The 15,869-nt window shown below is 73.4% G+C and carries 19 protein-coding genes; 5 read left to right on the top strand and 14 right to left on the bottom strand.

The genetic code is table 11. From position 1 onward, the window contains the following. Positions 1-14: 14 nt before the first annotated feature. The 5 genes from lgt to trpC are packed head-to-tail and all read right to left on the bottom strand — an operon-like array spanning position 15 to position 4,464. Positions 15-959, bottom strand: coding sequence for a prolipoprotein diacylglyceryl transferase (lgt, locus tag HBO46_RS07300; protein ID WP_224769428.1), 945 nt, complete (start codon positions 957-959; stop codon positions 15-17). Beyond that, positions 956-1,579: an SCO family protein gene (locus HBO46_RS07295; RefSeq protein ID WP_224769427.1), complete on the bottom strand. Its 624-nt coding sequence runs from the start codon at positions 1,577-1,579 to the stop codon at positions 956-958. The genes lgt and HBO46_RS07295 overlap by 4 nt, the downstream gene beginning before the upstream one ends. Continuing rightward, positions 1,572-2,387: a tryptophan synthase subunit alpha gene (gene trpA, locus HBO46_RS07290; RefSeq protein ID WP_166139699.1), complete on the bottom strand. Its 816-nt coding sequence runs from the start codon at positions 2,385-2,387 to the stop codon at positions 1,572-1,574. Before trpA ends, HBO46_RS07295 begins: the two co-directional genes overlap by 8 nt. After that, positions 2,384-3,652 carry a tryptophan synthase subunit beta gene (gene trpB, locus HBO46_RS07285; protein WP_166139698.1) on the bottom strand — a complete coding sequence of 423 codons (1,269 nt, stop codon included), beginning with the start codon at positions 3,650-3,652 and terminating at the stop codon, positions 2,384-2,386. The genes trpA and trpB overlap by 4 nt, the downstream gene beginning before the upstream one ends. Next, positions 3,649-4,464, bottom strand: coding sequence for an indole-3-glycerol phosphate synthase TrpC (gene trpC / locus HBO46_RS07280; protein ID WP_166139697.1), 816 nt, complete (start codon positions 4,462-4,464; stop codon positions 3,649-3,651). Before trpC ends, trpB begins: the two co-directional genes overlap by 4 nt. A 140-nt stretch (positions 4,465-4,604) precedes the next feature. On the opposite strand from trpC, the gene HBO46_RS07275 reads away from it, so the two are divergent. Then, positions 4,605-4,934, top strand: a complete 330-nt coding sequence (locus HBO46_RS07275) for a DUF4190 domain-containing protein (RefSeq protein ID WP_207950361.1) — start codon at positions 4,605-4,607, stop codon at positions 4,932-4,934. A 47-nt stretch (positions 4,935-4,981) separates the two neighbouring features. Here HBO46_RS07275 and HBO46_RS07270 read toward each other — a convergent pair whose 3' ends face one another. From HBO46_RS07270 to HBO46_RS07245, 6 genes are all read right to left on the bottom strand, one after another. Further along, on the bottom strand, positions 4,982-5,425 hold the full coding sequence (locus HBO46_RS07270) for a DUF2752 domain-containing protein (protein ID WP_207950362.1): 444 nt from the start codon (positions 5,423-5,425) through the stop codon (positions 4,982-4,984). A gap of 62 nt (positions 5,426-5,487) precedes the next feature. Next, a complete protein-coding gene (locus HBO46_RS07265) occupies positions 5,488-5,682 on the bottom strand; it encodes an HGxxPAAW family protein (RefSeq protein WP_153322814.1) in 195 nt (64 codons plus the stop codon). A gap of 71 nt (positions 5,683-5,753) precedes the next feature. Beyond that, positions 5,754-6,341, bottom strand: coding sequence for a Trp biosynthesis-associated membrane protein (locus HBO46_RS07260; protein WP_166139696.1), 588 nt, complete (start codon positions 6,339-6,341; stop codon positions 5,754-5,756). Next, complete coding sequence (gene hisI / locus HBO46_RS07255) at positions 6,338-6,682, bottom strand: phosphoribosyl-AMP cyclohydrolase (protein ID WP_153322812.1); 345 nt, start codon at positions 6,680-6,682, stop codon at positions 6,338-6,340. Before hisI ends, HBO46_RS07260 begins: the two co-directional genes overlap by 4 nt. Before the next feature lie 18 nt (positions 6,683-6,700). Next, positions 6,701-8,509 carry an ABC transporter ATP-binding protein gene (locus HBO46_RS07250; RefSeq protein WP_166139695.1) on the bottom strand — a complete coding sequence of 603 codons (1,809 nt, stop codon included), beginning with the start codon at positions 8,507-8,509 and terminating at the stop codon, positions 6,701-6,703. Beyond that, the gene (locus tag HBO46_RS07245; RefSeq protein WP_166139694.1) at positions 8,506-10,302 is read right to left on the bottom strand and encodes an ABC transporter ATP-binding protein; all 1,797 of its coding nucleotides are present in this window, start codon (positions 10,300-10,302) and stop codon (positions 8,506-8,508) included. The genes HBO46_RS07250 and HBO46_RS07245 overlap by 4 nt, the downstream gene beginning before the upstream one ends. 166 nt (positions 10,303-10,468) lie before the next feature. Here HBO46_RS07245 and HBO46_RS07240 point away from each other — a divergent pair, with 166 nt between their 5' ends. Both HBO46_RS07240 and HBO46_RS07235 read left to right on the top strand, forming a co-directional pair. Then, positions 10,469-10,792, top strand: a complete 324-nt coding sequence (locus HBO46_RS07240) for a putative quinol monooxygenase (protein WP_166139693.1) — start codon at positions 10,469-10,471, stop codon at positions 10,790-10,792. Between the two features lie 22 nt (positions 10,793-10,814). Then, the gene (locus tag HBO46_RS07235; protein ID WP_166139692.1) at positions 10,815-12,176 is read left to right on the top strand and encodes an FAD-binding oxidoreductase; all 1,362 of its coding nucleotides are present in this window, start codon (positions 10,815-10,817) and stop codon (positions 12,174-12,176) included. Positions 12,177-12,200: 24 nt separating this feature from the next. Here HBO46_RS07235 and HBO46_RS07230 read toward each other — a convergent pair whose 3' ends face one another. Beyond that, positions 12,201-12,353, bottom strand: coding sequence for a hypothetical protein (locus HBO46_RS07230; protein WP_191480213.1), 153 nt, complete (start codon positions 12,351-12,353; stop codon positions 12,201-12,203). A gap of 245 nt (positions 12,354-12,598) precedes the next feature. Here HBO46_RS07230 and bsh point away from each other — a divergent pair, with 245 nt between their 5' ends. Together bsh and HBO46_RS07220 are read left to right on the top strand one after the other, a co-directional pair. Continuing rightward, positions 12,599-13,546: a choloylglycine hydrolase gene (gene bsh, locus HBO46_RS07225; RefSeq protein ID WP_166139690.1), complete on the top strand. Its 948-nt coding sequence runs from the start codon at positions 12,599-12,601 to the stop codon at positions 13,544-13,546. Between the two features lie 91 nt (positions 13,547-13,637). Continuing rightward, the gene (locus HBO46_RS07220; protein ID WP_166139689.1) at positions 13,638-14,303 is read left to right on the top strand and encodes an AIM24 family protein; all 666 of its coding nucleotides are present in this window, start codon (positions 13,638-13,640) and stop codon (positions 14,301-14,303) included. 36 nt (positions 14,304-14,339) lie between these two features. On the opposite strand, the gene hisF is transcribed toward HBO46_RS07220, so the two are convergent. After that, positions 14,340-15,101 carry an imidazole glycerol phosphate synthase subunit HisF gene (gene hisF, locus HBO46_RS07215; protein ID WP_166139688.1) on the bottom strand — a complete coding sequence of 254 codons (762 nt, stop codon included), beginning with the start codon at positions 15,099-15,101 and terminating at the stop codon, positions 14,340-14,342. After that, the gene (gene priA / locus HBO46_RS07210) at positions 15,098-15,844 is read right to left on the bottom strand and encodes a bifunctional 1-(5-phosphoribosyl)-5-((5-phosphoribosylamino)methylideneamino)imidazole-4-carboxamide isomerase/phosphoribosylanthranilate isomerase PriA (RefSeq protein ID WP_166139687.1); all 747 of its coding nucleotides are present in this window, start codon (positions 15,842-15,844) and stop codon (positions 15,098-15,100) included. The genes hisF and priA overlap by 4 nt, the downstream gene beginning before the upstream one ends. Positions 15,845-15,869: the final 25 nt, after the last annotated feature.

The raw sequence follows: 15,869 nt of genomic DNA, 5'->3' as shown, positions 1-15,869 counted from the left end.
AGGGTGCGGAGGGATCAGGACGAGGGCGCGTCGTCCGCCGAGGCGTCGTCGGTGGAGGCGTCGTCGGCGGGCACGGGCTCGCGGGTGCGGACCTGCTCCTCGCGACCGGGGTGGCGGCGTGCGCTGATCACGAAGTAGATCGCCGCGGCGAGGAACAGCACGATCGAGGTCCACACGTTGAAGCGCAGGCCGAGGACGTCGTCGAGCTCGACGGAGTCGATGCGCAGCATCTCGATCCAGGCGCGCCCGGCGGTGTAGGCCATCACGTAGAGGGCCAGCACCCGGCCGTGGCCCAGGCGCAGGCGCCGGTCCAGCCAGATGACGAGGGCGAACGCGGCGAGGTTCCACAGGCTCTCGTAGAGGAACGTCGGGTGGAACGTCGTGCCGGGCGGGTAGCCGGCGTTGACCGCGGTGGTGTCGCTGACCGAGAGCGCCCAGGGCAGGTCGGTGGGCTTGCCGAACAGCTCCTGGTTGAACCAGTTGCCCCAGCGCCCGATCGCCTGCGCGACCAGGACCCCGGGGGCGAGGGCGTCGAGCAGCGGCAGCAGCCGGATGCCCATCGTCCGGGCGCCGATCGCGAGGCCGAGGATGCCGCCCGCGATGCCGCCCCAGACGCCGAGCCCGCCCTGCCACACGTAGAGCGCGGACCAGGGGTTCTCCCCCGACCCGAAGTACAGGCTGTGGTCGGTGGCCACGTGGTAGAGCCGGGCGCCGACGAGACCGAACGGCACCGCCCAGATCGCGAGGTCCTGGACCTCGCCGGGGCGACCGCCGCGGGCGACCCAGCGGCGCTCGCCGATCCAGATGGCGGCGACGATGCCGAGGATGATGGCCAGCGCGTAGCCGCGGATCGGCACCGGGCCGAGGTGCCACACCCCGTTGTCGGGGCTCGGGATGGCCAGCACGGACAGGGCAGGGGCGCTCACGCTCGGGGCGAGGCTCGCCAGGTGCTCGATCACAGGTCTCCCACCAGCAGCTCGATGTCGTGGGCGTACTCCGCCGACGAGGTGTCCTGGCCCCAGTACATCGGAGCCTGGCCGTCCTGGTCCACCGCGATCACCTGCGCGCCGTGGCTGCCGAGGTCGTAGCCGCCGGAGGCGAGCTCCTCGGCACCGGCGACGAAGACGCCGACGGACTCGGCGAGCTCGCCGATCTCCGCGAGCTCGCCGGTGACGCCGACGAAGTCCTCGTCGAAGCGGTCGAGGTAGCGGCGCAGGGTGGCCGCGTCGTCGCGGGAGGGGTCGGTGGTCACGAAGACCACCTGCACCTGCTCGCGGGTCTCCTCATCCAGGCGGGTCAGCGCGGAGGTGATCGTGGACATCACCGCGGGACAGACGTCCGGGCAGCGGGTGTAGCCGAAGAAGACCAGCGTGAGCGGGTCCGTGGTGTCCTCGGCGAGCGCGAACGGCTCGCCCTCGGTGTCGCGCAGCGTGGTCGCGGCAACGTCGAACGGCGGCTCCACGGCGGTGCCGCTCGGCTCGCCCGCCGGGGTGGCCTCGCTGCCGCAGGAGCTCAGCACCAGGAGCGCGGCGGCTGCCGCGGCCGCGGAGCGCCCCAGCGCCCGCAGGGACCTACGCACGCCGGCGTACTCCCTCCGCGAGCTCCTCGACCAGCGCGCCCAGGGCCCGCAGGCCGGCCGCGCGGTCGTCGGGGTGGTCGAGCAGGGCGCGCACGAACGCCGAGCCGACGATGACGCCGTCGGCGTAGGAACCGACCTCGGCGGCCTGGTCGCCGGTGCTGACGCCGAGACCGACGCCGACCGGCAGGCCGGTGCCCTGGGCCTCGATGGCCGCCTTGGTGCGGGCGACCAGCGGCCCGGCGAGGTCGCTGGTGGTGCTGCGGGCGCCGGTCACCCCCATCACGGCGGTGGCGTAGACGAACCCGCGGCAGGCGGCGGTGGTCATCGCGACCCGGTCCTCGGTGGAGGACGGCGCGACCAGGAAGACCTTGTCGAGGTCGTGGGCGTCGGCGGCGGCGATCCACTCCGGCGCGAAGTCGGGGGTCAGGTCGGGGGTGATCAGCCCCGCTCCCCCGGCGGCGGCGAGGTCGGTGGCGAACCGCTCGACGCCGTACGCCTCGACGGGGTTCCAGTAGGTCATCACCAGCGTCGGGGTGCCGGTGGCGGCGACCGCCTCGACGGTGCGCAGCACGTCGGCGGTGCGGCAGCCGTTGTCCAGCGCCTGGAGCGCGGCGGCCTGGATGGTGGGGCCGTCCATCACCGGGTCGGTGTAGGGCAGGCCGATCTCGATGACGTCGCAACCGGAGTCGACCATCACCTTGATGGCGTCGATGCCGCCGGGCACGTCGGGGAAGCCGGCGGGCAGGTAGCCCACCAGGGCCGCGCGGCCCTCGCCGCGGGCCTTGTCGAAGACGGGACGGGTGCTCACTTGGCCGGGTCCTCCGTGACCTCGTCGGGGTCGCCGAGTCCGAACCACTCGACGACGGTGCCCATGTCCTTGTCGCCGCGGCCGCTGAGGTTGATCAGCATGGTCGCGTCGGGGCCCTTCTCCTCGGCCAGCTCGGCGGCCACGCGCAGCGCGCCGGCGATCGCGTGGGAGGACTCGATGGCCGGGATGATGCCCTCGGTGCGGCTGAGCAGCTGCAGCGCGTCCATCGCCTCGGCGTCGGTCACCGGCAGGTACGTCGCGCGCCCGGTCGCGGACAGGTGGGCGTGCTGAGGGCCGACGCCGGGGTAGTCCAGGCCGGCGGAGATCGAGTGGGACTCGATGGTCTGGCCGTCGTCGTCCTGGAGCACGAAGGTGCGCGCGCCGTGCAGCACGCCCCGGGCGCCGGAGTGCAGGGTGGCGGCGTGGCGCGGGGTGTCCACGCCGTCGCCGGCCGCCTCGAAGCCGTAGATCGCGACCTCGGGGTCGTCGAGGAACGCCGCGAACAGGCCGATGGCGTTGGAGCCGCCGCCGACGCAGGCCGCGATCGCGTCCGGCAGCACGCCGTACCGCTCGAGGCACTGGGCGCGGGCCTCGTCGCCGATGCCGCGGGTGAAGTCGCGGACCATGCTGGGGAACGGGTGCGGGCCTGCGGCGGTGCCGAAGAGGTACGCCGTGTGGTCGACACTGCTGACCCAGTCGCGCAGCGCCTCGTTGATGGCGTCCTTGAGCGTGGCGGAGCCGGCCTCGACCGGGACCACCTTGGCGCCGAGCAGGTGCATGCGGGCCACGTTGAGCGCTTGGCGACGGGTGTCGACCGCGCCCATGTAGACGGTGCAGTCGAGCCCGAAGTACGCCGCGGCGGTCGCGCTGGCGACCCCGTGCTGGCCGGCACCGGTCTCGGCGATGACCCGGGTCTTGCCCATCCGCTTGGTCAGCAGCGCCTGGCCGAGCACGTTGCGGATCTTGTGGGCGCCGGTGTGGTTGAGGTCCTCGCGCTTGAGCAGGATCCGGCAGCCGACCTTCTCGGAGAGCCGCTCGGCGTAATAGAGCGGGCTGGGCAGGCCGCCGTACTCGCGCAGGATCGTGTCGAACTCCTCGACGAACGACGGGTCGGCCATCGCCTCGTGCCAGGCCACGGTGAGCTCGTCGAGGGCGGCGATGAGCGCCTCGGGCATGAACCGTCCGCCCCAGCCGGTCTCCGGGCCGCCGAACCAGCCGCGCGCGTCGGCGTCGAAGGACGTGGTGTGCTCGGGGTGGGTGGTCACCGGTTGCCTCCCGGGGCAGTGATGTGGTCGCCGGCCCGCAGGCCGGTCATGGCGGCGACGGCCGCGCGCGGGTCGCCGTCCTTGACGAGCGCCTCGCCCACCAGGACGGCGCGAGCGCCGGCGTCGACGAACTGCTGCACGTCGGCGACGCCGAAGACCCCGGACTCGGCGACCTTGACCCGGTCGTCGGGAATCAGCGGCGCGAGCCGGGTGAAGGTCGCGTTGTCGACCTCGAGGGTCTTGAGGTTGCGGTTGTTGACGCCGACGAGCTCGGCACCCAGGGCGACCGCGCGCTCGGTCTCGGCCTCGTCGTGGACCTCCACCAGCGGGGTGAGCCCCAGCTCGCGGGCCTCGTCGTGGAGGCGGCGCAGGGTGTCGTCGTCGAGCGCGCCGACGATCAGCAGCGCGAGGTCGGCGCCCGCGGCGCGGGCCTCGACGAGCTGGTAGCTGGTGACGATGAAGTCCTTGCGCAGCACCGGTACGTCGACCGCGGCGCGCACCGCGACCAGATCGGCCAGGCTGCCGGAGAAGCGGCGCTGCTCGGTCAGCACGCTGATCGCGGCGGCCCCGCCGGCGGCGTACTCGCGGGCCAGCGAGGCGGGGTCGGCGATCTCCGCGAGGTGGCCCTTGCTGGGGCTGCTGCGCTTGACCTCGGCGATGACCGAGCTCTCCGCGGCACGCAGGCGAGGCATCGGGTCCAGGGGCGCGTCGACGTCGCTCAGCGCGGCCCGGACGTCGGCGAGCGGACGGGCCGCCTCGCGCGCGGCGAGGTCCTCGCGCACGCCGGCGATGATCTGCTCGAGCACCGTCACGGAGCCTCCAACGCGGTCATGGTTTCGCACCGTGCGATCCTCTCACCCGATTCGCAACGAGGTTTGATCGGCCCGAGAGGCGGTACGTTCACCGGAGTCGGCCGGGAGCGTCCCGGCCACTGCAGAGGAGAACGAACCCCGTGAGCTACAACGAGCCGCCGCCGCCCTCCTACGGAGCCCCGGAGTACGGCTACGGAGGCATGCCCACCGAGCACCCGCGCGGCACCACCATTCTCGTCCTCGGCATCCTCAGCATCGTGTGCTGCGGCATCTTCACCGGCATCCCCGCCATCGTGATGGGCAAGAACGCGCTGCGCGAGATCGACGCCCAGCCTCCGGGTGCGTTCTCCAACCGCGGCACGGTCAACACCGGCTACATCTGCGGCATCGTCGGCACCGTGCTCTTCGTGGTCGGCCTCGTGCTCAACATCGGCCTGATCGCCACCGGCAACTTCAACGTCGGCGCCTGAGGCTCCGAGCCCTGGGATCCGGCTGGCCGGTCCCAGGGCTCGCCCCGTCAGGGGGCGAGCCAGCTGCCGGCCGGGAGGTTGCGCAGCACCGTGAAGACGGCCAGCAGCACCGCCGCCGAGTAGCCGGCCGCCCGCAGCCGGGGCCCCGGCAGGCCCGGGGCGGGGGCGCCGCGCCAGCGACGCAGCGTCCACCAGCCGAGCCCGGCGAGCAGGAACGGCAGCGCCACGACGAAGGCCAGGTTGCTCGAGGCGGCCGCGGCCACGTCGAGGTGGGTCAGGTCGTTGACGGCGCGCAGGCCGCCGCACCCGGGGCAGGCGAAGCCCAGCGCCGCGGTGGGGCAGAAGCCCCAGCTGCCGGAGACGTGCGGGTCACGCAGGTGCAGGGCCGCCGTGGCCGCCGCGAGCGCGGCGATGGTGAGCACCGGCGTCCGCATCCGGGCGGCGCGGGAGGTCGTGGCGCTCCCCGGCGAAGCCGGTTCGACGACGCTCACGCGACCTCCCGGTCGTCTCGGTGGCCACCGGCGGCGTCATGCGCCGCGCGGTGGCCGCTCGCTCAGTCCTCGTGCAGGCCCATCTTGTCCATGACGATGAAGACGACCAGGCCGAGGAACGTGACGACGAGGCCGATCCAGAACACCGGCATCTTGACCGGGTCGAAGAGCAGGCCGACGCAGCCGATCAGGATGCCGGCCATGGCGACGGTGACGCCCGTCCAGGCTGCGGGGGTGTTGCCGTGGCTGGCGGACATGCATGCTCCTCGGTGCTCGCGCTCGGTGGTCTTCGGTGGTGCGGGCTCAGTGTATTGACCCCGCCCGGGCCTCACGCGGTCGGGTCGTGCCCCTCGTCCATGGCCTTCCACAGGTCGAGGTTGCTCTGCTCCTCCGCCGGCCTGGCGGCGTCCGCGACCGGCCCGCCGGTGGGGGCGTCGTAACGCCGGCCCATCTCCGGCCACGCCGACGCGAGGCGTACGCCGGCCACGCCCGCCGCCAGTGCCACGAGGGCGCCCGCGAGGGCGGCGGCCCACCACCACGTGTGGGAGACCGAGCCGCCGAGGCCGACCGCGTCGAGGGCGTCGCGCAGCGGAGCCGCGGTCTGGCTCCAGCCGACCGCGACGGTCACGACGGTGGCCGCGGCGGCGAGCACCGACAGCGCCAGCACGGCGCGGCGCACGATGCCCCGGGTCACGAGCACGACCCCCCAGCAGGCGAGCACGACCAGGGCGAGCGACGCCGCGAGCGGCGACTCCCCCGCGCTGTCGGACATCGGGGCGAACGCCGCCCCGGTCGAGCCCTCGTCGATACGGGCCCACGGCTTGGTACCGGCGAACGCGGCGAGGCCGGCGCCGGCCAGCCCGGCCAGGACGACCGGCCCGAAACTACGACGCGCGCGGGGGCGGGCGTCGCTCACGGCGTCCCCAGCAGCAGGTCGGCGTCGAAGCAGGTGGCGTCGCCGGTGTGGCACGCGGCGCCGACCTGGTCGACCTGGAGCAGCAGGGTGTCGCCGTCGCAGTCGAGGCGGACCTCCTTGACGTGCTGCACATGCCCGGAGGTGTCGCCCTTGACCCAGTACTCCTGGCGCGAGCGCGACCAGTACGTCGCCCGGCCGGTGCTCAGCGTGCGGGCGAGCGCCTCGTCGTCCATCCAGCCGAGCATGAGCACCGCACCGGTGTCGTACTGCTGGACGACTGCGGGGACCAGCCCGTCGGGAGAGCGCTTGAGACGGGCGGCGACGGCGGGGTCGAGGGGCATGTCCCCATCATCCCACCGTCATCCCACGCCGTGCTGGGCCACCCACGAGGCGTGCAGGCCGGCGTACACCGAGCCGGGCTCGGCGGCCAGGACGGCGTGCGGCCCGCGCTGCACGACCCGGCCCTTGTCGACCACGATCACCTCGTCGGCGCTCTCCGCGGTCGAGAGTCGGTGGGCGATCGTCACCGAGGTGCGACCCGACATCAGCCGCTCCAACGCCCGCCCGATGCGCATCTCCAGGGCCGGGTCCACCGCGCTGGTGGCCTCGTCGAGCACGAGCAGGTCGGGGTCGGCGAGGTGGGCGCGCAGCAGCGCCACGAGCTGGCGCTCGCCGGCCGAGATGGACTCGCCACGCTGCCCGACCCGGGTCTGCAGGCCTTGCGGGAGGGCGTCGAGCCAGTCGGTGAGCCCGAGCTCGGCGGCACTGGCCCGGATCTCCTCCTCGGTCGCCTCGAGGCGCCCGTAGCGGACGTTGGCGGCCAGGGTGTCGTCGAAGAGGAAGCCCTCCTGGGGCACGAGCACCACGCCGCGCCGCAGCGAGGAGCCGGCGATCGTGCGCACGTCGACGCCGTCGAGCAGCACCGCGCCCTCGGAGGGGTCCATCAGGCGGGTGAGGAGCTTGGCGAACGTGGACTTGCCCGAGCCGGTCTCCCCCACGATCGCGACCCGGGTGCCGGCGGCGATCGCGAGGTCGATGTCGCGCAGCACCGGCGGACCGCCGGGATAGGCGAAGGTGACGTGGTCGAAGCGCACGTCGATCGGGCCCGCGGGCAGGGTGTGGCCGTCCGGGCCTGGGTCCACGAGGTCGGCCGGGGTGTCCAGGATGCCGACCACGCGGCGCCAGCCCGCGATCGCGTTCTGGGCGTCGGTGATGATCTGGGTGCCGGTCTGCACGGGCCCGACGAACAAGGTGACCAGGAAGGCGAAGGCGAGCACCTCGCCCGCGGTGATGTCGTCGGCGAAGCCGAGCAGGATGCCGATCACCAGCACCCCGGCGTTGGCCAGGCCCGCGGAGATGCCGCCGAGGGAGAACGAGAACGCGGTGATGCCCTGGGCGCGGGTGCTCGCCGCCTGGTGCGCGGCGATCGCCTCGTCGATGCGGCGCTGGGTGCGCCCCTCCACGGCGTACGAGCGCACGACGGCGGCGCCGACGACCGGCTCGGCGATCGCGGAGAGCGTGATGCCGACCTGGCGGCGCACGGTGCCGTAGGCGTCGGAGAGCTTGCGCTGGAAGTAGCGCAGGCTGAGGAACAGCGGGGCGAAGCAGATCCACACGACCAGCGCGAGCTGCCAGCTGTAGACCAGCATCACGACCGTGGCCAGGACCACCTGCCCGACGCTGACGACCAGCAGCAGACCACCGTAGGTGAGGAACTGGCTGACCTGGTCGACGTCGCTGGTCACCCGCGAGACCAGGGCGCCGCGGCTCTCGGTGCTCTGGGTGAGCATCGGCAGGTCGTGGACGTGGCGGAAGGCGCGGGTGCGCAGCACGGCCAGGCCGCGCTCGGAGGTGCGGAAGAGCCGCGAGGTCATGGCGTACGACGCCACGCTGGTCACCACGAGCGCCAGCGCGGCGGCGAGGGCCATCAGCACGACGAAGGAGGTGTCGGGCCCGTCGGGGCCGTTGAGGCCCCGGTCGATGGTCTGCTGCACCGCGATCGGCACGACCACCTGACCGACCGAGGCGACCACGGCGAGGGCGAGCGTGCCGCGGATGCCCTCGAGCAGCTGCGGGGAGTAGCGGATGCCGCGGCGCACGGTCTCGAACGCGCCGATGTCCTCGCCGGTGTTCATCGTGGTGCCGCTGATGTTGCGCGTCTCGCTCATGACCGCTCCCCCGCGGGCTGGGCCTCGGGGTCGGCCTCGTAGGCGTTGACCAGCTCGGCGTAGGCGGCGCTGCGGGCCAGCAGCTCGGTGTGGGTGCCGCGGTCGACGATGCGACCGCCGGACAGATGGACGACCTCGTCGGCCAGCGCGATCGTCGCCTTGCGGTAGGCGACCACCAGCAGGCTGGCCCCGCCGCTCTCGCGGCGCAGCGCGGCGAGGATGCGGGCCTCGACCTCCGGGTCGACCGCGGAGGTGGCGTCGTCGAGCACCAGCAGCCGCGGCCGGCGTACCAGGGCACGCGCCAGCGAGATGCGCTGGCGCTGGCCGCCGGAGAGCGACGCGCCGCGCTCGCCCAGCTGGGTGTCGAGGCCGTGCGGCAGCGCGGCGACGAAGCCGTCGGCCTGGGCCGCGCGCAGCGCCGCCCACACCTCCTCGTCGGAGACCTCCAGCCCGAGGGTGACGTTGCCGCGCACGGTGTCGTCGAAGAGGAACGCGCTCTGCGGCACCACCGCGACCGAGCGCGCGAGCTCGCCGCGGTCCAGGTCGCGCACGTCGGTGCCGTCGATGAGGATCCGGCCGGTGTCGGGGTCGATGAGCCGGGCGACCAGGGTCGTCAGCGTGCTCTTGCCCGACGCGGTGGCGCCGACCAGCGCGACGGTGCGCCCCGGCTCCACCCGCAGCGTCACCTCGCGCAGCAGCGGCTGGGCGGGGTCGTAGGAGAAGCCCACGCCCTCGAGGTCGAGGCGGGCCCCGCCGTCGGCGGCGAGCCGCTGGTCGCCGTACTCCATGCTGCCGGTGGCGGCGAGCACCGAGCTCACCCGCTCGAAGCCGACCACGCTGCGCGGGAACTCCCCGAGCAGCCAGCCGATCGAGCGGATCGGGAAGGACACGATGGTCAGCAGGTAGGCCACCGTGACCACGGCGCCGGGGTCGCTCGCGCCGCTCACCACGCGCGCGACGCCGAGGGCGAGCACGACGAGGACGCCGAGGTTGGGCAGCGCCGCGAGGGTCGGGTCGAACGCCGCGCGGATCCGGCCCGCGCGCGTGTTGACCTCGCGCAGCTCCTCCGCGACCGCCGCGAACCGGGTGGTCTCCTCGCTCTCGCGGCCCAGCGTCTTGACCACCAGGGCACCGTCGAAGGACTCGTGGGCGATCTCGCTGAGCTCGGCGCGCAGCTGCTGGGCGCGGGTCATCAGCGGGGAGGCGAGGCGCTGGTAGACGAGGTTGGCGAGCACGACGGCCGGGAAGACCAGCAGGCCCACGAGGGCCAGCACCAGGTCGGCGAAGAGCATCTGGGCGACCGCGATCACCATCATCGCCAGCGTGCCGACCGCCATCGGCAGCGGCGCGATGGGCGCCCAGGCGGCCTCGACGTCGGAGTTGGCGTTGGAGAGCAGCTGGCCGGTCGGGTGGCGCTGGTGCCACTCCATCGGCAGGGCGAGGTACTGGCGGGTGACGGCGCGGCGGGTGTGCGCCTGCATGCGGTACTGCATGATGCCGGCGCCCAGGCGGCGCGCGACGATGCCGACGGCGCGCAGCAGGGCGACCCCGAGGAACAGCGCGACGACCGCGACCAGGACGCCGGGGCCGATCTCGCCGGTCTCGAATGCCGGCAGCACCGCGTGGTCGGTGGCCCAGCCGAGCACCCAGGCGTCGGCGACCGTGAGCGCACCGAAGAGCACGCTGCCCAATGTGGAGAGCGTGAAGACGAAGGGTTCGCGGCGGATCGCCACCCCCAGCACGCGGAACCCCGCCCAGGTCGTGCCGCGTCGCGTGCCGTGCTCCTTGCTCACCCTGCTCCTGTCCGTGGGACCGCTGCCTGCGCCTCGGGGCAACCCGGGTCCTCACCACCGTATTCCGGCGCCCCGACGACCCCGGCGGCGCCGGTGGCCGGTGACCGTCCACGTCGCGTGCTGGTTAAGGTCGATCCCCACCCGTCAGCCCTGCCGAGGAGCAGCCTTGATCTTCATCACCGCGAAGTTCCGCATCAAGCCCGAGCACGCCGAGAACTGGCCGGAGATCTCCCGGTCCTTCACCGAGGCCACCCGCGCCGAGGACGGCTGTCTGTGGTTCGACTGGTCGCGCAGCCTGGACGACCCGAACGAGTACGTCCTCACCGAGGCGTTCGCGGACGGCGAGGCCGGCGGCGTGCACGTCTCCTCGGAGCACTTCAAGGCCGCCCAGCGCGAGCTGCCGCCGTACCTGGTCGAGACGCCGCGCATCGTCAGCACCGAGGTCCCCGGCACCGGCTGGTCCGAGCTCGGCGAGCTCGCCGTCAAGTGACGCCCGACGCCGCGGTGGGCCGGTGAGCGGCGGGTCGCCGTTCGCCGTCCTCGGCCCGGACCTGTACGTCGAGGACCCGGACGTCGTCGCGGCGCACGCCGGCGACGCCTCCGAGGGAGGCGGTGTCGGCGGCCCGGCGGGCCTGCTGCGCCCCCGCACCACCTCCGACGTCGCCGCCGCGCTCGCACTGGCCCACGAGCACCGGGTGCCGGTGGTTCCCCGCGGCGCCGGCAGCGGTCTCAGCGGTGGGGCGCAGGCGCCGGCCGGCAGCGTGGTGCTCAGCACCGCGCGGATGGACCGGGTCCTCGAGCTCGACCCGGTCGAGCGGGTGGCGGTGGTGCAGCCGGGCGTGGTCACCGCCGACCTGCGCGCCGCGGCCCGCGCCGCCGGGCTGTTCTACCCGCCCGACCCGGGCAGCGTGGCCTTCTCGACCATCGGCGGCAACGTCGCCACCAACGCCGGCGGCATGTGCTGCCTGAAGTATGGCGTGACGGGCGACTTCGTGCTCGGCGTGGAGGTCGTGCTGGCCGACGGGACCGTCGCCCGGCCGGGGCGGCGTACCGCGAAGGGCGTGGCCGGCTACGACCTCACCCGCTTGCTGGTCGGCTCGGAGGGCACGCTCGGGGTGATCACCGAGATCACCGTGCGGCTGCTCGCAGCGCCCGCGCCGGCCCGCACGGTGGTGGCGACGTTCGCCTCGCTCGAGGCGGCCGGAGCGGCGGTGCACGCGCTCACGGCCTCGGCGACGCCGCTGTCGATGCTGGAGCTGATGGACCGCACGACGCTGCGCGCCGTCGACGAGCTCACCGGCATGGGCCTCGGCGACCCCGCGGCGATGCTGCTGCTCCAGGCCGACGACCCGGCCGCCGCAGCGACCGTGGCCGCCGCCGGGCGCACGTGCACCGCGCACGGCGCCCTCGACGTCGCGGTGGCCGAGGACGACGCCGAGTCCGAGGCACTGCTGGAGGCCCGCCGCCAGGCCCTGCCGGCACTGGAGCGGCTCGGCAGCTGGCTGCTGGACGACGTCTGCGTGCCGCGTTCGCGGGTGGTCGAGCTGGTGCGCCGCATCGAGCAGGTCGCCGCCCGGGAGCGGGTCACGATCGGGGTCTTCGGGCATGCCGGTGACGGCAACATGCACCCGACGCTGGTCCACGACGGCTCCCCGGAGGGAGCCTTCGCCACCCGCCGGGCCTTCGACGCGATCACCGAGGCGACGCTCGAGCTCGGCGGGACGATCACCGGCGAGCACGGCGTCGGGCGGCTCAAGCGCGACTGGCTGCACCGCGAGCTGGACCCGGGCACGCTGGCGATGTCGCGCGCCGTGAAGGACGCGCTCGACCCGCGCGGCATCCTCAACCCCGGCTGCGTGCTCGGGGTCGAGTGAGCGCGGCGCGGGTCGTCGCTCGGGTCAGACCGGGGCCGGCTCGGTGTCCGGGCCGGGTGCCGGGGGCACGCCCGGGTCCTCGCCGGGCTCCGGCGCAGGCACCGGGGTCGGTACGACGTCGGGCTCGGGGCTGGAGGGCACGACGTCGGGTTCGGGGGCAGGAGGGGTCGTCGTCATCATCCTTGCCCGGTACCCGGGGGCCGTGAGGTCATGGGTCTCCCCGGCCACGGGTCGTGACCGCTCGGTGCCGCCGTACGGGATTCGCCGTGGGCTCGAGGCCATTCCCGGACGCCTCCCCCGGGGGTACGGTGCAGAGGCAGCAACCACCGGGCCCGATCGGGCCACGGCGCACCGGACGAGCGAGGCCGGCAGCGACGCTCACGAGAGACCGTCGCGGCTCTGCCCGCGGGCAGGGGCAAGACATGTGCACCAGCATCAGATTCTCCGACGCAAGCAGCAATCTCTATCTCGCACGCAACCTCGACTGGACGTTCGGCTACGGCGAGCGGGTGGTGCTGACACCCACCGGGTTCGAGACGAGCTCACCGTTCGGCGCGGTGCCACGCATCCAGCACGCCGTGATCGGCATGGGGATCGTGGAGGAGGACACGCCGCTGTACTTCGACTGCGGCAACGACGCCGGCCTGGCCGTGGCGGGCCTCAACTTCCCCGGCTACGCGCACTACGCCCCGGAGCCGGTCGAGGGTGCCACGAACGTCGCCGCGTTCGAGTTCCCGCTCTGGGTGGCCTCCCAGTTCGCCAGCGTCGATGAGGTCGAGGCCGCGCTCGCCGACGTCGTCATCGTCGACCGGCCCATCAACGACAAGTACCCGAGCTCGCTGCTGCACTGGATCATCGGCGACGCGACGCGCGCCATCGTGGTCGAGCACACCAGCGAGGGGCTGCAGGTCTTCGACGACGACGTCGACGTCCTCGCCAACCAGCCGGGCTTCTCCTGGCACCACGAGAACCTGCGCAACTACCTCAACGCCTCCCCCGACTTCCCCGAGGAGCTCGTGCTCGGGCGTGCGCACCTGGCCCCGTTCGGCTCGGGGTCGCACATGCGAGGGATCCCCGGGGACTACTACTCCCCGTCCCGGTTCGTGCGCGCGGCCTACGTCAACGCGCACTACCCGGAGAAGTCGACCGAGGAGGAGAACGTCAGCAGGGCGTTCCACACGCTCCAGCAGGTCGCGATGGTCGACGGCAGCGCAGCCATGGGCGACGGCGCGTTCGAGAAGACCATCTACACCGGGCTCTACTCGGCACGGACCAGGACCTACTACTGGAACACCTACGACGACCCCGCGATCCAGCGCGTGGCGATGGCCGACCACGCGGCGGACGGAAGCAAGCTCGTCGTCGTCTGAGCGAGCCCGACCACTGACGGGGGTGTCCTTCGTCCCCGCGCACCCCGGGGCCGTAGCCTGCGAGCCACGTCCACGTCCCCGGAGGAGACCCATGCGCAGCGACCTGTTCGGCACCAACCTCGAGTCGACGACCCATGACCGCTTCGCGTTGCAGAACTCCAAGATGCTCCGGGTGACCCTGGACGGGGACGTCATGGCGCGCCAGGGCGCGATGGTCGCCTACCAGGGCGAGGTCGACTTCGCCTACCAGGGAGCGGGCGGCATGGGGCGATTCCTGAAGAAGACCCTCACCGGCGAGGGCATGCCGCTGATGAGGGTGTCCGGGCGCGGTGACGTCTTCCTCGCCGACGACGCGATGGAGATCCACCTCGTGCAGCTCGAGGGCGACTCCCTCACGGTCAACGGCAGCAACGTCCTCGCCTTCGACTCGGCGCTCACGTGGGACATCAAGCGGGTGGAGGGCGCGTCGGTGATGGCCGGCGGCGTCTTCAACACCACGTTCACCGGCACCGGGACCGTCGCGGTCACCGCCCACGGCACGCCGGTCGTGCTGAACGTCGACGCGCCGACGTACGCCGACATCCAGTCGGCGGTCGCGTGGTCGGCCTCGCTGAGCACGTCGGTCCGGCGTACCGCGGGAGCCGGCGCGCTCATCGGTCGAGGATCCGGGGAGGCCTTCCAGCTCGCCTTCAGCGGCCAGGGGTTCGTGCTCGTCCAGGCCAGCGAGGGCCGGGTCGTGCCCTCGCACACCCACTGACGGCGCGCGGTTCGTCCGCGCGGGCAGCGGGCCTCCTCAGCGCACCGGGTGGCCGGCGGCGCTGAGCGCGTCCTTGACCTCGCGGACCCGGACCTTGCCGAAGTGGAAGACGGTCGCGGCGAGCACGGCGTCGGCGCCGGCGTCGATGGCCGGCGCGAAGTGCTCGGCGCGGCCGGCGCCGCCGGAGGCGATGACCGGGATCGAGACCTCGCGACGCACGGCGCGGATCAGGTCGAGGTCGAAGCCGTCCTCGGTGCCGTCGGCGTCCATCGCGTTGAGCAGGATCTCCCCCGCACCGAGCTCGGCGGCGCGCGCCGCCCACTCCAGCGCGTCGAGGCCGGCGGACGTGCGACCGCCGTGGGTCGTGACCTCGAAGCCCGAGTCCATCCCCTCGGCACGGCGGGCGTCCACGGAGAGCACCAGCACCTGGTTGCCGAAGCGGTCCGCGATCTCCGCGACCAGCTCGGGACGGCGGATCGCCGCGGTGTTGACCGCGACCTTGTCGGCGCCGGCGCGCAGCAGCCGGTCCACGTCGGCGACCGAGGAGACGCCGCCACCGACGGTGAGCGGGATGAAGACCTCCTCGGCGGTGCGCGAGACGATGTCCATCGTCGTGGCGCGTCCCTCGTGGGAGGCGGAGATGTCGAGGAAGGTCAGCTCGTCGGCGCCCTCCGCGTCATAGGTGCGGGCCAGCTCGACCGGGTCGCCGGCGTCGCGCAGCTCGCGGAAGTTGATGCCCTTGACCACCCGGCCGGCGTCGACGTCGAGGCACGGGATGACCCGGACCGCGAGGCTCATCGGGTACGCCGCGAGGCCGGGAGCGTGAGCGCGAGCGCCTCCTCGAGGGTGAAGCGGCCCTCGTAGAGCGCGGTGCCGGCGATCGCGCCCTCGACGCCGAGCGGGACCAGCTCCATGAGCGCCTCGATGTCGGAGAGCTCGGTGACGCCACCGGAGGCGATCACCGGGGCGTCGGTGGCGGCGCACACGTCGCGCAGCAGCTGCAGGTTCGGGCCCTGCAGCATGCCGTCCTTGTTGACGTCGGTGACGACGTAGCGCGCGCACCCCTCGGAGTCCAGGCGGGCGAGGGTCTCATAGAGGTCGCCGCCGTCCTTGGTCCAGCCGCGCGCCGCGAGGGTCGTGCCGCGCACGTCGAGGCCGATCGCGATCCGGTCGCCGTGCTCGGCGATGATCTTGGCGCACCACTCGGGCTTCTCCAGCGCGGCGGTGCCGATGTTGACCCGGCGGCAGCCGGTGGCCAGCGCGGCCTCCAGCGACTCGTCGTCGCGGATGCCGCCGCTCATCTCCACGTCGATGTCGAGGGCGCCGACGATCTGCGCCTGGAGCTCGCGGTTGCTGCCGCGCCCGAAGGCGGCGTCGAGGTCCACCAGGTGCAGCCACTCGCTCCCGGCCTCCTGCCAGCGCAGCGCGGCGGCGATCGGGTCGCCGTACGCGCGCTCGGAGCCGGCGACACCCTGCGCGAGCTGGACGGCCTGCCCCTCGGTGATGTCGACGGCGGGCAGCAGCTGGAGGTAGTCGCTCATGGTTCCTTCTTCGGGCTTTTGACGG

Source organism: Nocardioides ochotonae (genome assembly GCF_011420305.2).
Lineage (GTDB): Bacteria > Actinomycetota > Actinomycetes > Propionibacteriales > Nocardioidaceae > Nocardioides > Nocardioides ochotonae.
The sequence above is the reverse complement of the archived record's forward strand: the minus strand, read 5'-3'. Positions and strand labels throughout refer to the sequence as shown.

Excerpts from the sequence above, each read along its gene's own strand:
- hisI (WP_153322812.1), bottom strand. The coding sequence starts at position 6,682 with ATGCCCCTCGACCCCGCCGTCGCCGCCCGTCTCAAGCGCTCTCCCGAC.
- hisF (WP_166139688.1), bottom strand. The coding sequence starts at position 15,101 with ATGAGCCTCGCGGTCCGGGTCATCCCGTGCCTCGACGTCGACGCCGGC.
- HBO46_RS07250 (WP_166139695.1), bottom strand. The coding sequence starts at position 8,509 with ATGAGCGAGACGCGCAACATCAGCGGCACCACGATGAACACCGGCGAG.
- HBO46_RS07265 (WP_153322814.1), bottom strand. The coding sequence starts at position 5,682 with ATGTCCGCCAGCCACGGCAACACCCCCGCAGCCTGGACGGGCGTCACC.
- bsh (WP_166139690.1), top strand. The coding sequence starts at position 12,599 with ATGTGCACCAGCATCAGATTCTCCGACGCAAGCAGCAATCTCTATCTC.
- priA (WP_166139687.1), bottom strand. The coding sequence starts at position 15,844 with ATGAGCGACTACCTCCAGCTGCTGCCCGCCGTCGACATCACCGAGGGG.
- HBO46_RS07230 (WP_191480213.1), bottom strand. The coding sequence starts at position 12,353 with ATGACGACGACCCCTCCTGCCCCCGAACCCGACGTCGTGCCCTCCAGC.
- HBO46_RS07220 (WP_166139689.1), top strand. The coding sequence starts at position 13,638 with ATGCGCAGCGACCTGTTCGGCACCAACCTCGAGTCGACGACCCATGAC.